Origin of the sequence: Amycolatopsis umgeniensis, assembly GCF_014205155.1 — a bacterium.
In the GTDB taxonomy this organism is placed as follows: Bacteria; Actinomycetota; Actinomycetes; order Mycobacteriales; family Pseudonocardiaceae; genus Amycolatopsis; species Amycolatopsis umgeniensis.
Genome location: NZ_JACHMX010000001.1, coordinates 930,916 through 943,620, shown reverse-complemented (window position 1 = coordinate 943,620; position 12,705 = coordinate 930,916). Strand labels below are relative to the sequence as shown.

The 12,705-nt window shown below is 68.2% G+C and carries 13 protein-coding genes; 9 read left to right on the top strand and 4 right to left on the bottom strand.

Annotated features, from left to right (window positions below; translation table 11 throughout):
• Positions 1 to 54: 54 nt before the first annotated feature.
• Positions 55 to 513 carry a MarR family transcriptional regulator gene (locus HDA45_RS04070; protein ID WP_184891956.1) on the bottom strand — a complete coding sequence of 153 codons (459 nt, stop codon included), beginning with the start codon at positions 511 to 513 and terminating at the stop codon, positions 55 to 57.
• Positions 514 to 647: 134 nt separating this feature from the next.
• On the opposite strand from HDA45_RS04070, the gene HDA45_RS04065 reads away from it, so the two are divergent.
• Together HDA45_RS04065 and HDA45_RS04060 are read left to right on the top strand one after the other, a co-directional pair.
• On the top strand, positions 648 to 1,838 hold the full coding sequence (locus HDA45_RS04065) for a PP2C family protein-serine/threonine phosphatase (RefSeq protein ID WP_184891955.1): 1,191 nt from the start codon (positions 648 to 650) through the stop codon (positions 1,836 to 1,838).
• 63 nt (positions 1,839 to 1,901) lie between these two features.
• Positions 1,902 to 2,639: a GNAT family N-acetyltransferase gene (locus tag HDA45_RS04060; RefSeq protein ID WP_184891954.1), complete on the top strand. Its 738-nt coding sequence runs from the start codon at positions 1,902 to 1,904 to the stop codon at positions 2,637 to 2,639.
• On the opposite strand, the gene HDA45_RS04055 is transcribed toward HDA45_RS04060, so the two are convergent.
• Positions 2,584 to 3,360, bottom strand: a complete 777-nt coding sequence (locus tag HDA45_RS04055; protein ID WP_184891953.1) for an ABC transporter permease — start codon at positions 3,358 to 3,360, stop codon at positions 2,584 to 2,586. The genes HDA45_RS04060 and HDA45_RS04055 overlap by 56 nt on opposite strands.
• Positions 3,357 to 4,142 (bottom strand): ABC transporter ATP-binding protein, encoded by a 786-nt coding sequence (locus HDA45_RS04050; RefSeq protein WP_184891952.1) that lies wholly within the window; start codon positions 4,140 to 4,142, stop codon positions 3,357 to 3,359. Before HDA45_RS04050 ends, HDA45_RS04055 begins: the two co-directional genes overlap by 4 nt.
• A 60-nt stretch (positions 4,143 to 4,202) precedes the next feature.
• On the opposite strand from HDA45_RS04050, the gene HDA45_RS04045 reads away from it, so the two are divergent.
• Genes HDA45_RS04045 through HDA45_RS04025 form a run of 5 tightly spaced genes read left to right on the top strand, consistent with a single transcriptional unit; the run spans position 4,203 to position 9,197 of the window.
• Positions 4,203 to 4,973, top strand: coding sequence for a TetR/AcrR family transcriptional regulator (locus HDA45_RS04045; RefSeq protein WP_184891951.1), 771 nt, complete (start codon positions 4,203 to 4,205; stop codon positions 4,971 to 4,973).
• Positions 4,974 to 5,032: 59 nt separating this feature from the next.
• The gene (tdh, locus tag HDA45_RS04040) at positions 5,033 to 6,064 is read left to right on the top strand and encodes an L-threonine 3-dehydrogenase (RefSeq protein WP_184891950.1); all 1,032 of its coding nucleotides are present in this window, start codon (positions 5,033 to 5,035) and stop codon (positions 6,062 to 6,064) included.
• Positions 6,064 to 7,242 carry a glycine C-acetyltransferase gene (locus tag HDA45_RS04035; protein WP_184905278.1) on the top strand — a complete coding sequence of 393 codons (1,179 nt, stop codon included), beginning with the start codon at positions 6,064 to 6,066 and terminating at the stop codon, positions 7,240 to 7,242. The genes tdh and HDA45_RS04035 overlap by 1 nt, the downstream gene beginning before the upstream one ends.
• Positions 7,242 to 8,156 carry a LysR family transcriptional regulator gene (locus HDA45_RS04030; RefSeq protein ID WP_184891949.1) on the top strand — a complete coding sequence of 305 codons (915 nt, stop codon included), beginning with the start codon at positions 7,242 to 7,244 and terminating at the stop codon, positions 8,154 to 8,156. Before HDA45_RS04035 ends, HDA45_RS04030 begins: the two co-directional genes overlap by 1 nt.
• 39 nt (positions 8,157 to 8,195) lie before the next feature.
• Positions 8,196 to 9,197, top strand: coding sequence for a TerC/Alx family metal homeostasis membrane protein (locus tag HDA45_RS04025; RefSeq protein WP_184891948.1), 1,002 nt, complete (start codon positions 8,196 to 8,198; stop codon positions 9,195 to 9,197).
• Here the strand turns inward: HDA45_RS04025 and HDA45_RS04020 are convergent.
• Complete coding sequence (locus HDA45_RS04020) at positions 9,194 to 9,757, bottom strand: TetR/AcrR family transcriptional regulator (protein ID WP_184891947.1); 564 nt, start codon at positions 9,755 to 9,757, stop codon at positions 9,194 to 9,196. The genes HDA45_RS04025 and HDA45_RS04020 overlap by 4 nt on opposite strands.
• A gap of 81 nt (positions 9,758 to 9,838) precedes the next feature.
• Here HDA45_RS04020 and HDA45_RS04015 point away from each other — a divergent pair, with 81 nt between their 5' ends.
• Together HDA45_RS04015 and HDA45_RS04010 are read left to right on the top strand one after the other, a co-directional pair.
• On the top strand, positions 9,839 to 10,894 hold the full coding sequence (locus tag HDA45_RS04015) for an FAD-dependent oxidoreductase (protein WP_184891946.1): 1,056 nt from the start codon (positions 9,839 to 9,841) through the stop codon (positions 10,892 to 10,894).
• 351 nt (positions 10,895 to 11,245) lie between these two features.
• Positions 11,246 to 12,448 carry an HNH endonuclease signature motif containing protein gene (locus HDA45_RS04010; protein WP_378317365.1) on the top strand — a complete coding sequence of 401 codons (1,203 nt, stop codon included), beginning with the start codon at positions 11,246 to 11,248 and terminating at the stop codon, positions 12,446 to 12,448.
• The last annotated feature ends 257 nt before the right edge of the window (positions 12,449 to 12,705 follow it).

Genomic DNA, 12,705 nt, shown 5'->3' with positions numbered 1-12,705 from the left:
GTCATATGACAACAGTGACCCTACTCCAGTGGAGGTGGGGACACCCTCTGGGCGTCAGAACTCCGCCGCGGCCTCGCGGAACTCGCGGAGCCCTGCGGCGAGCGCCGACCTGGCCTCCGGGGTGAGCTTTCCCAGCACCGATTCCAGGCTTTCGCGGCGGCGTTCCCGCAGATCACGCAGGTAGGCGCGGCCTCGGTCACTGAGTCGCAGAGTGACCTCACGACGGCTGTGCGTACCGGGCAGCCTGTCGATGAAACCGACGGCTTCCAACCGGTCGCACAGGCGGCTCACCAAGGGCGGGGTCGAACCGAGCAGTTCCGCGAGAGCGCGCAGGTTCAGCCCGTCGTGGTGGTCGAGTGCCACGACAGCGCGTACCTGGGACGTCGACAGCGGACGCGGTGACGCCTCGCGAGCGCGTTCGAACATGATCTCGAGCAACTCGGCCGTCTCGGCCACCGCCGCCGCCACCGTTTCGGTGCCGGGCGGCTCGGAGGACCGATTCACGACACCCACTCTCGCATCCTTATGCTGAACTTGTCAGCTCAGCTCATCGCGGCACGCCCACCGGCCGGTCCGCCAACGCGGTGCGGACTGCTTCGCCGGTGTCCGAGTGAGACGCCGGTCACCCGGTGTGCGGAGGCGACGGAATGGACAGATCCTTGGCGGTCGAACGGATTTTGAGAAGTGTCCAGCCGCACCAGTTGCTCGACGGCCTGCGTTCCGCGCTCGAGGAGCATTTCGGTGCCGTGGCGGTCGACCTGCTGATGGCCGACTACAGCCTCACGGAACTGCGGCGGGTGACCGTGCTGCCCTACACCACCGACCCGGTCTCGGTGGTGGGCACGACGGCGGGCGAAGCCTTCACCACGCAGTGCGCGACGTTCGAGACCGTCGAAGGCGGCGTCCGCGCCCACCTCCCGGTCTCCGTCCGCGGCGATCGGCTCGGCATCCTCGCCGTCACTCTCCCCGAAGACCAGGAACCGCCCGTCTGGGCCGAACTCGGCCGGTTCGCCGAGGCCCTCGCGCACGAGGTCTTCGTCGCCGACCGCGACACCGACCTCTACGTGCAGGCGCGCCGGTCGTCCCGGCTCACGCTCGCCGCCGAAATGCAGTGGCAGCTGCTCCCCGGTCGCGCGTGCGCCCGTCCCGAATTCGCCCTCGGCGGCCAACTCGAACCCGCGTATGCCATCTACGGCGACTGCTTCGACTGGTCGGCCTCCGCGCGCAAGCTGTCGGTCACGCTGGTCAACGGCATGGGCGACGGCACGAGCGCGGCGCTGCTGACCAACCTCGCGATCAACGCGCTCCGCAACGCCCGGCGGGCCGGGATCTCGCTCGACGCCCAGGCCGAACTCGCCGACCAGGCCCTGTACGCCCAGCATCGGGGCCAGGAGCACGTCGCCACCCTCCTGCTGGAGTTCGACCTCGCGACCGGCGCGATCGACGCCGTCGACGCCGGGTCACCCCGCCTGTGGCGATTCCGCGACGGCAAGGCCGAGCGGGTCGACTTCGACGAGCAGTTGCCGCTCGGCACCTTCGAAGACACGTCGTACACCGTCGAGCGGCTGCAGGCACTGCCCGGAGACCGCTTCGTGTTCGTGAGCGACGGCGTCTACGACGTGGCCGGTCCGCACGGTGAGCTCTACGGCGATCGCGAACTGGCCGAGGCCGTCGTCACGACCGCTGATCTGCCCGCGGCCCACGTGCCGAGGGCGGTGCTCGCCGAACTGGGCGAGCACCGCGGCGGCGGGCCGGCCGCCGACGACGCCATGGTCGTCTGCCTCGACTGGTTCGGGCCGAACCCCGGCGCGGATCTCGCGGTGACCGCCGGATCCTGAGGCGAGGCGTGTTCAGGATGTGGGAGCGGGAATGAAAGCCCGCCGATCGATGTCGCAGCCGTCATGGTCTTCCCTCTCGATGATCCGGTCTGGGCCTCGCTGACCGGTTCGCACGCCCGCTTCGCCGAACGCTTCGGCCAGGTCCTGCGCTACCAGGTCGATGTCGCTCCGTTCTTCGCGCTGCCACCCGAACCGGACGAAGGCGTATGGGCCGACGTCGCCGGTCTGGCGGGCCCGGGCCAGACGGTCACGGTGCACAACTCGTTGCCCGCTCCGGCCGGGTGGGAGGTCCTCGACAGGATCGCCGGTGTCCGGCTGGTCGACGTCGCGCTCGAAGTCGCCGAAGATCCCGAAGCCGTCCTGCTGGGACCGGCGGACGTCCCGGAGATGCTGGACCTCGTCGAGCGGACCAAACCGGGGCCGTTCCGGAAGCGGACCGTCGAATTGGGGACATACCTGGGAATCCGGCGTGAAGGCGCGCTGATCGCGATGGCGGGGGAGCGGCTGCACCCGCCCGGCTGGACCGAGATCAGCGCCGTCTGCACCGACCCGGCGTATCGAGGTCAGGGGCTGGCGACACGCCTCGTCCGGGCCGTGGCCGCGGGGATCCGGGCCCGCGGCGAGACGCCGATGATGCACGCCGCGGCGACGAACACCCCGGCGATTCGCCTGTATCAGTCGATCGGGTTCGAACTGGTCCCGCGGCCGGACTTCGTCTCCATCCGTGTCCCCGAAACATCCGCCTTCACCGGCCCAGCGCGCGATACCGGTTCGCTGCCAGCGGGAGAAAGAGTGTCGTGAGCACGGCCGGCCAAAGCAGGGCGAGCGCGACGGAATGCGTGCTCGCCCAGTCGGCCGCGCCCCAGGTCGGGTTGCCGAACAGGTCCCGGATCGCGGTCGCGGTCGCGGACAAGGGATTCCCAGCGCCGATCGCGCCGAGCCAGCCCGGCATGGTCGACGGCGAAACGAACGCGCTCGAAAGGAACCCGACGGGCCAGACCAGGATCTGCACGGCGACGGCCGATTCCGGCGTCTTGAGCAGCAGGCCGAGGTAGATCCCCACCCAGGTGAAGGCGAACCGCAGCCACAGCAGCAAGCCGAACGCGGCCAGCGACGGCAGGAGACCGCGTTCCGGTGTCCAGCCCACCAGCAGCCCGGTCACCACCATGACCGCGAGACCGACGACGGCGTTGAGCAGATCGGCCACACCACGCCCGGCGAGGATCGCCGTCGCGGAGACCGGCATCGCGCGGATCCGCTCGGTGACGCCCTTCGCGGTGTCCGTGGTGACGGCCACGACCATCGCCTCCAGGCCGAACAGCATCGTCATCGCGAGCATGCCGGGGATCAGGAAGTCCAGGTAGTCCCCGTCGGGAACGGCCATCGCGCCGCCGAAGAGGTAGCCGAACATCAGCACCATCAGGACGGGGAAGAGGAAGCCGACCAGGATCGAGCCGGGCCGTTGCCGCCAGTGCAGCAGGATGCGGCCGGCGAGGGCGGTGGTGTCCGTGATCGCGGTCATACGGGCTCTCCGGTGGTAGTGGTGTGTCCGGTGAGGTGCAGGAACACCTCGTCGAGAGTGGGTTTGCGGGTGATGGTCTCGACTCGGTCCGGCCCGACCTTCGCCTTGAGCTCGTCCGGAGTGCCCGCCGCGACGACGCGGCCGGCGTCGATGACGGCGATCCGATCGGCCAGCTGGTCCGCCTCCTCCAGGTACTGCGTGGTCAGCAGCACCGTGGTGCCCGAGCCGACCAGGTCCCTGATCGACGACCAGACCTCGATACGGGCCCGGGGGTCGAGCCCGGTGGTCGGTTCGTCGAGGAACAGCACGGGTGGCGAAAGGATCAGGCTGGTCGCCAGGTCCAGCCGTCGTCGCATCCCGCCGGAGTACGCGGCGACGGGTTTCCCGGCCGCCTCGGTGAGATCGAACCGTTCGAGGAGTTCGTCCGCCCGGCGTTTCGCCGCCGCGCTCTTCAAGTGGCAGAGCCTGCCGAACAGCACGAGGTTCTGACGCCCGGTGAGGATCTCGTCCACCGACGCGTTCTGCCCGACCAGGCCGATCCGGTAGCGCACCGACCGGGGGTCGGCGACCACGTCGTGCCCCGCGACGCGGGCCGTTCCGCTGTCCGGGCGCAGCAGGGTGCTCAGGATCCGTACCGCCGTGGTCTTCCCCGCGCCGTTCGGGCCGAGCAGGCCGCAGACCGTGCCCGCCGGGACAGTGAGCCCGAACCCGTCCAACGCCACCTTGTCCCGGTACCGCTTGCGCAGGTCGACGGCTTCCAGCGCCGCTTCTTCGTATGGCATACGAAGTAAGATAGCACAAACTTCGTACGGGTTACGGAGTACTTCGCCTATGATGGCGCCATGACGCGGACCGAGAGCAACGGCGGCGGCGATCCCGCGCGGACGATCGCCACGCTGTGGGGTACCCGGCAGTTGCCGCGCCGCGGGCCGAAACACACGCTGACCAGCGAACAGGTGATCGCCGCCGCCGTCGAACTCGCCGACGGCGACCAAGACCTCGCCACCCTGTCCATGCGCCGGGTCGCCGAGTCGCTGGGTGTGGGCACGATGTCGCTGTACACCTACGTCGCGTCCCGCGAGGAGCTCCTCGAAGCGATGCTCGACCGGGTCTACGGCGAGGCGGTCCGGGAACTGGGCGAGCCCGGCGAGCGCGACTGGGTGGAGGGGCTGCGCGAGGTCGCGCGGGTGAACTGGGACCTCTGCCTGCGTCATCCATGGGTGTTGCAGGTGTTCACCGGCCGTCCGCCGCTGGGGCCCCGGTCGATCGCGAAGTACGAACGCGAACTCGCCGTCGTCGAGGGCCTCGGCCTCACCGATGTCGAGATGGATTCGGTGATCACGCTGGTGCACGACCACGTCCAGGGGACCGCGCGCCGCCGGATCGAGGCCGACCGTGCGGTCCGCCGCACCGGGATGGACGACGCGCAGTGGTGGGCGAAGGCCGGTCCGGCGCTCGCGGAGGTCTTCGAGCCCGAACGTTTCCCGCTTGCCGCGCGCGTCGGGCAGTCGGCCGGTGAGGCGCACAACGGCGCTCACGATCCCGAGCACGCTTATGCTTTCGGGCTCGCCCGGCTGCTCGACGGTGTGATCACTCTTGTGAAGACACGCTAACGAGGGATTTCAGAAACTCGCGATGGACTGAACAGCGTCGGCGGGCCAGACTTCGCGCAATGAAGGCATTGGTCAAAGCCGACCGAGCACCGGGGCTTGAACTCACCGACGTCCCGGACCCCTCGGTCGGCCCCGGCGACGTCGCCGTCCGCGTGCTGCGCGCCGGGATCTGCGGTACCGATCTGCACATCGACTCGTGGGACGACTGGGCGGCGCGCACCATCGCCGCGCCGCTGGTCATCGGGCACGAGTTCGTCGGCGAGGTGGTCGAGATCGGCCGGTCGGTGACGACGGTCAAGGTGGGCGACCTGGTCAGCGGCGAGGGGCACCTCGTCTGCGGGAGCTGCCGCAACTGCAAGGCGGGCCGGCGTCATCTGTGCGCCAGGACCAAGGGCCTCGGCGTGCACACCGACGGCGCGTTCGCGCAGTACGCGGTGCTGCCCGAGATGAACGCCTGGGTGCACCGTTCCCAGGTCGACCTCGACATCGCCGCGATCTTCGACCCGCTGGGCAATGCCGTGCACACCGCGCTGTCCTTCCCCGTCATCGGGGAGGACGTGCTGGTCACCGGCGCCGGCCCGATCGGCATCATGGCCGCCGCCATCGCGCGCCACGCGGGCGCGCGCAACGTCGTCGTCACCGACGTCAGCGAGCACCGGCTGGAACTGGCCCGCAAGGTCGGCGTCGACCTCGCGCTGGACGTCTCGTCGGCGACCATCGCCGACGCGCAGGAACGCCTCGGCATGGCCGAGGGCTTCGACGTCGGCATGGAGATGAGCGGACGGCCCGAGGCACTGCGCGACATGATCGCGAACATGTCCCACGGCGGCCGCGTCGCGCTGCTCGGCCTCCCCGCCTCCGACGTGTCGGTGGACATCGCCGCCGTCGTGCTGAAGATGATCCAGATCAAGGGGATCTACGGCCGCGAGATGTTCGAAACGTGGTACTCGATGTCCGTCCTGCTGCAAGCCGGGCTGGACATCTCGCCGGTGATCACCCACCGGTTCAACTACACGGAGCACGAGAAGGCGTTCGCCACGGCCAGGGAAGGCCGTTGCGGCAAGGTCATTCTGGATTGGACGGAGAACTGATGTACGGCGCGATGCGCGACGACCTCAAGGCCGGGCTCGCCGAGATCCGGGAAGCCGGGCTGTACAAGGGTGAGCGGGTGATCCAGGGCCCGCAACGGGCTTCGGTCAGTGTCGCCGACGGCGACGTCCTCAACTTCTGCGCCAACAACTACCTCGGCCTCGCCGACCACCCCGTGCTGATCAAGGCCGCGCAAGAGGCGCTGGACCGCTGGGGCTTCGGCATGGCGTCGGTGCGGTTCATCTGCGGGACGCAGCAGCCGCACAAGGAGCTCGAGGCGAAGATCTCGGAGTTCCTCCGCACCGAGGACACGATCCTCTACAGCTCCTGTTTCGACGCCAACGCGGGGCTCTTCGAGACGCTGCTGACCGACCAGGACGTCATCATCTCCGACGAGCTCAACCACGCGTCGATCATCGACGGTGTCCGGCTGTGCAAAGCGAAGCGGATGCGCTACCGCAACCGTGACGTCGCGGATCTGGAGGCGCGGCTCAAGGAGGCGTCCGGCGCGCGGTACCGGATGATCGCCACCGACGGCGTGTTCTCCATGGACGGCTACCTCGCGCCGCTCGACGAGATCTGCGCGCTGGCCGAACGCTACGACGCCCTGGTGATGGTGGACGACTCGCACGCCGTCGGCTTCACCGGTCCGACCGGTCGCGGCACGCCCGAGCTGTTCGGCGTGCAGGACAAGGTCGACGTGCTGACCGGCACCCTCGGCAAGGCGCTCGGCGGGGCCAGCGGCGGCTACACGTCGGGCCGCGCGGAGATCGTCGAGATGCTGCGGCAGCGTTCGCGGCCGTACCTGTTCTCGAACTCGCTCGCGCCGTCGATCACCGCCGCGGCGCTCGCCACGCTGGAGCTGCTGGACGAGTCGAGTGAGCTGCTGGGCAAGCTGCGCGCCAACACCGAGCTGTTCCGGCGCCGGATGACCGAGGCGGGTTTCGACCTACTGCCGGGTGAGCACCCCATCATCCCGGTGATGATCGGCGACGCCGCCAAGGCGGGCAAGATGGCGGATCTGCTGCTCGACCAGGGCATCTACGTGGTCGGGTTCTCTTATCCGGTGGTTCCGCACGGCAAGGCCCGGATCCGGACCCAGATGTCGGCGGCGCATTCGACCGACGACGTGAACCGGGCCGTTGACGCGTTCGTGACGGCAAGGTCCATGATGGACTGATGATCGATCCGCGACGGCTGCGGGTACTGCGCGCCCTCGCCGACCACGGCACCGTGACGGCGGCGGGCCAGGCGCTGCACCTGACGCCGTCCGCGGTCTCCCAGCAGCTGGCCGCACTCGAAGCCGAGTGCGGCCAGCAGCTGTTGAGGCGGCGGGGCAGGCGGGTTTCGCTGACCCCCGCGGGTGAATTGATGGTGGTGCACGCGAACGCCGTCGCCGCCGAACTGGAACGGGCGCGGGCCACCCTGGCCGCGCTCGACACCGGCGTCCAGGGGATGGTGCGGCTGGCGAGCTTCGCCTCCGCGATCACGATGGTCGTCGCGCCGGCGATCGCCGCGCTGCGCGCCGGTTCGCCCGGGGTTTCGATGCAGGTGCAGGACGTCGAGGGGCACGCGAGCATCCCGCTGCTGCTCGACGGCGAGATCGATCTGGCGATCACCGAGGAGTACCGGCTCTCGCCACGGACGGATGAAAGCAGGCTCACCCGGTTCCCCTTGTACGCGGAGCCGTTCGACGTCGTGCTGCCCACCGCGCACCGGCTCGCGGAAGCGTCCGAAGTGGACATCGACGCACTCGCCGACGACGAGTGGATCGCGCCGAAACCCGGGAATCCCTGCCGCGACGTGCTGATGATCGCGTGCGCCAATCCGGAGATCCGGCACGTCTCCGACGATTTCCACGCGATCACCACCCTGGTCGCCGCCGGCGAAGGGGTGGCCTTGGTGCCGCGCAACGCTTTCACCGCCGTTCCCGGCGCGGTGGCCGTCCCGTTGCGCGGTGAGCCACCGCTGCGCCGCGTGTTCGCCGCGGTCCGGCGGGGGAGCGCGGACCACCCGCTGCTCAAGACCGTTCTCGCGGCACTGCTCGAAGCGGCGCCCCGGCATGCGAATGCGGACCCGGGGACTCGCCCTTAGGATCGGGGCACCTGCCGTCGAAAGAAAGACAGGGCCCGGATGCTCCAGATCGATGGCCTCACGTGGATCGTCACGATCGGGTTGATACTCGGGCTCCTGGCACTGGATCTCATCCTCGCGGCCGTGCGGCCGCACAAGGTCGGCTTCGGCGAGGCGGTGGCCTGGTCGGTGGGCTACATCCTGGTCGCGGTGGCGTTCGGTGTCTGGCTGACACTGGCGCACGGTGGTGACTTCGGGCAGCAGTACTTCGCGGGTTACATCGTGGAGAAGAGCCTGTCTGTCGACAATCTTTTCGTCTTCGTGATCATCATGACCACCTTCGCGGTACCCGAAGAACACCAGCACAAGGTGCTCACGTTCGGCATCGTCGTGGCGCTGATCATGCGCGCGATCTTCATCGCGCTCGGCGCCACGCTGCTTTCGTTGTTCTCCTTCATGTTCCTGCTGTTCGGGTTGCTGCTGATCTACACCGGCGTCCAGCTGTTCCGGCACCGGGACGAGGATCCGGACGTCGAGAACAACGTGGTGGTGCGGACCGCGCGCCGCCTGCTGCCGCTGTCCACCGAGTACGACGGCGGCAAGCTGTTCACCCGCGTCGGGGGCAAGCGGGTCGGCACGCCGCTGGTGGTGGTGCTGCTCGCGATCGGCGGGATCGACCTGCTGTTCGCGCTGGACTCGATCCCGGCCGTCTTCGGGGTCACCGACGAGCCGTATCTGGTCTTCGCCGCCAACGCCTTCGCCCTGCTGGGCCTGCGCGCCCTGTACTTCCTCGTGAAGGGCCTGCTCGATCGGCTGGTGTACCTTTCGGCCGGGCTCGCGGTGATCCTCGGGTTCATCGGGGTCAAGCTGATTTTGCATTGGGCCCACGTCGACATCAACGAGAACGTTCCGGAGATCTCGACGCCGGTCAGCCTCGCGGTGATCATCGGCATCCTCGTCGTGGTGACCGTGGCGAGCCTGCTCAAGACCCGCAACGACCCGTCCGCGAAGGCGCATCCGGGCTCGCTGCGCGCCTCACGTCCACCTTCCGAAGAGGACTAGCGCCAGCCGTGGGCGAGGAGGTCGAAGATCTCCTCGACGGCCTTCTTGGGGTTTTTCTTGCCGCGGGTGAGCGCGGGGATGTCCAGGACGAATCGCGCGAGCGCGTGGCAGGCGACGTCGTCGTGGTCCGCGCCGGTGTCGTCGGCGATGGCGGCGCCGAGGGCCGCGGCATGCCGGGTCCACATGCGCTCGCCGTACTCCTGTAGCGCGGGGGTGCCGTTCACCAGGGCGGTGAATTCGGGGTACTGGGGATGTTCCGTGAGCGGGAGCCAGGTGGCGAGCACGTACTCGCGCAGCGCCTCGACGATGCTCTGCCCGGTGGCGCGCTCCCGTACGGCGGCGATCAAGCGCTCCTCCCGGTCTTGAGACTCGTCGAAGACCAGCGCTTCCTTGCCGGTGAAGTGCTTGAACAGCGTCGTGGTCGACACGTCGGCCGCCTCGGCGATGTCGCGGATGCTCACCTGGTCGTAGCCCCGCTTCAGGAACAGCTCCAGCGCTGCGTCCGCGAGCGCCTGGCGTGTCGCCGCCTTCTTGCGTTCACGCCGTCCCGGTGTCTCCATGAGCGCACTCTACCTCATGAGTTGTCACGGTCACTAAGTTGACTCGTTGCACTTTTTTACTCGTTCTGCTTTTCTGGATTCATGACGATCAGCATCATCGGAGCGGGCCCCGGCGGCCTGACCTGCGCCCGCATCCTCCAGCGGCACGGCATCCCCGTGACGGTCTACGACCGCGACCCGCATCCCCAGGTCCGTGACCAGGGCGGCACCCTCGACCTGCACGCGTACGACGGTCAGCTCGCCTTGCGCGAGGCAGGCCTGCTCGACGAGTTCCTCGCGCTCTGCCGTCCGGAAGGGCAGGAGATGCGCAAACTGGATTCCGCCGGGGAGCTTTTGGAGCACCACGTCCCGGCCGAAGGCGAACTCTTCAAACCGGAAATCGACCGAGGTCTGCTGCGAGGCCTCCTGCTCGACTCACTCGAGCCGGGCACTGTCCAATGGGGACGGTCCCTGGATCGCGTCGACGGCTCACGGCTGTTCTTCGCCGACGGGACGACCGTCGAAACGGACCTGGTCATCGGTGCCGACGGCGCTTGGTCGAGGGTCCGTCCGGCCGTGTCCTCGGCCGTTCCGCAGTACGCCGGGATCACCTTCCTGGAGGCCTGGTTCGACGATGTGGAGAACGCGCACCCCGAAATCGCCGCCCTCGTCGGCCAGGGCAGTGCCATGGCAGCCGACGGAGACCGCTGCCTTTTCGCCCAGCGTAACGGCGGCGACCACATCCGGGTCTACATCGTCCAACGTCTGCCCGCGGATTGGGCCGGTTCTCTTGGTACCCAGGAGATCCGGGCCAGGCTGCTCGACGCGTTTTCCGGCTGGGCGCCCCGGATGGTGCGGATGATCACCGACAACGACGGGCCCTACGTCGATCGCCCGCTGTTCGTCCTGCCCGTCCCGCACACGTGGGAGCACTCGCCGACGGTGACCTTGCTGGGCGACGCCGCCCACCTGATGCCGCCACTCGGCGTCGGCGTCAACCTGGCCATGCTCGACGCCAGCGAACTCGCCCTCGCACTGGCAGGCTCCGCGTCCCTTGGTGAGGCTGTCGCCGCTTACGAGAAGACCATGTTGCCCCGGTCGGTGGAAATGGCCCGGCGCCTCGAGAACGGCGCTGAAGGCTTGCTCGACGTGGACTAGTTGTGTGTCTGACAATGTTTCGGTCCAGGTGATCGCGGTGTGGAGGACTGCCGCGGATCGGTAGACGATGACCGGATTGTCGTAGCGTGTGGCCAGGCCGGGTTGGACCCGGCTCAAGGGGTCCGCAGGTGTCGCATCAGGTGCGGGAACATCGGTGCGTCACCGGCCTGTCCGGGGCCGACCAGAGCGACCAGTGGTCGGCCGTTTCCGTCGACGAGGTGGTGCACTTTGGTGCTCCAACCGAAACCTTTTTCAGACACACCCAAGTTGTGTTTCCGGAAATCGGCAACGGGGTTCTTGGGTTCCGGAATTGTCGGTGGCTGGTTGTAGGTTTGTCGGGTGGATACTTCTTTGGCTGTTTTGAAGGAAATGCCCGATCCTCGCACGTTGGGTGACGAGGAGTGTGTCGCTTTGGCGCAGGCGGTGTCGGCTGATATCGCGCGGTTGGAGGCGGTGCGGTTCCGGGCGCTGGCGCAGTTGTCACGGCATCGTGAGGGCGCGCGGAGTGTGGTGCAGGAAGTCGCTTTCGCGTTGTCTCTTGTGGACACTCACGCGGGTGCGATGGTCGCCGCGGCCGAAGCGTTGACCACCCGCCTGCCCCGCACCCTGGGGTTGATGGACCAAGGGAAACTCAGCGGGTTCGGGGCGATGAAAGTCGCGGCGGCGACCGCGTGGCTATCGGACGAGGACGCCCTCACCGCGGATGCTCTGTTGGAGGATCGATTGGAGGACAAGAATTCCGAGCAGATCCGCAAAGCGGCGGGGCATGCGGCGATCACGGTCGACCGTGAGGGGGCGGGCAGGCGTGTCGAGCGGCACCGTGACGGCCGTCGGTTGACCGTGCGCCACGGGGAGACAGGGGTGGCGTCGATCGAGGTCGAGGACGGCCCCGTCGAGAAAGTCGCCGCCGCTTATGTGCGGATCGATCGTGAGGCTCGGGCGTTGAAGACCGGCGGCGAGACCCGCACCCTCGACCAACTCCGTGCCGACGTGGCGCTCGATCTCCTGCTCGGCGGCCAGGGCGGGAAGACCGAACGTACCGAGGTGTTTCTCTACATGGACTTGTTCACCTACTTGGGGGTGAATGATGATCCGGCGGAGTTGGCTGGGCACGGTCATGTTCCCGCCACGCTGGCGCGGGAGATCGCGTCCGGTGCGGACACTGTGTTGCGGCGGATCATCACGGATCCGTTGTCGGGGCAGGTTCTGGACCTGGGCCGCAACCGGTACCGGCCGTCAGCGGGGCAGGGCGAGTTTGTTCGGGTGCGGGATCGTGAGTGCCGAAGACCGGGCTGTCACCGCCCGGCTCAGGCGTGCGATATCGACCACTCGGTGCCGTGGGAGTTCGGTGGGCACACCGATGCCGCCGATTTGATCGACCTGTGCCGCCGCGACCATCGGCTGAAGGACGAACCCGGTTGGATCTACCGGCTCGCGTCTGATGGCACTCTGACTGTCACCACGCCGACCGGGCAGAGTTACGACAGCACACCTCCACCGCTGCACGAACCCCGCCCGAAGGCGCCTCCAGTCGAGGAACCACCACCGTTCTGAGTCGTTGCCGCGAAACGGCGATGGCCGACGAGCCGCTACCGGCCTGTCCCTCCAGTAGCCGTTGTCACCAGGGAACCGCGAAGGATCCTTGCCGCAAAACGGCTATGGCTTCATGGCGGGCGGGCTTCTCTCTTCGCGACAAGCCCCGACCGACGAGCTGTCACTACCCCTGACCCCGTTGCCGCAAAACGGCGGTTACTGGGCCGCCACGTTCTGGGCTGTTGCTGGAAAGCAGCCCATTGCTGCCGCGACACCAG

Coding starts and splice junctions, on each gene's coding strand:
- HDA45_RS04065 (WP_184891955.1), top strand. CDS start 648: ATGGACAGATCCTTGGCGGTCGAACGGATTTTGAGAAGTGTCCAGCCG.
- HDA45_RS04015 (WP_184891946.1), top strand. CDS start 9,839: ATGACGATCAGCATCATCGGAGCGGGCCCCGGCGGCCTGACCTGCGCC.
- HDA45_RS04060 (WP_184891954.1), top strand. CDS start 1,902: ATGGTCTTCCCTCTCGATGATCCGGTCTGGGCCTCGCTGACCGGTTCG.
- HDA45_RS04045 (WP_184891951.1), top strand. CDS start 4,203: ATGACGCGGACCGAGAGCAACGGCGGCGGCGATCCCGCGCGGACGATC.
- tdh (WP_184891950.1), top strand. CDS start 5,033: ATGAAGGCATTGGTCAAAGCCGACCGAGCACCGGGGCTTGAACTCACC.
- HDA45_RS04050 (WP_184891952.1), bottom strand. CDS start 4,142: ATGCCATACGAAGAAGCGGCGCTGGAAGCCGTCGACCTGCGCAAGCGG.
- HDA45_RS04030 (WP_184891949.1), top strand. CDS start 7,242: ATGATCGATCCGCGACGGCTGCGGGTACTGCGCGCCCTCGCCGACCAC.
- HDA45_RS04055 (WP_184891953.1), bottom strand. CDS start 3,360: ATGACCGCGATCACGGACACCACCGCCCTCGCCGGCCGCATCCTGCTG.
- HDA45_RS04035 (WP_184905278.1), top strand. CDS start 6,064: ATGTACGGCGCGATGCGCGACGACCTCAAGGCCGGGCTCGCCGAGATC.
- HDA45_RS04025 (WP_184891948.1), top strand. CDS start 8,196: ATGCTCCAGATCGATGGCCTCACGTGGATCGTCACGATCGGGTTGATA.
- HDA45_RS04020 (WP_184891947.1), bottom strand. CDS start 9,757: ATGGAGACACCGGGACGGCGTGAACGCAAGAAGGCGGCGACACGCCAG.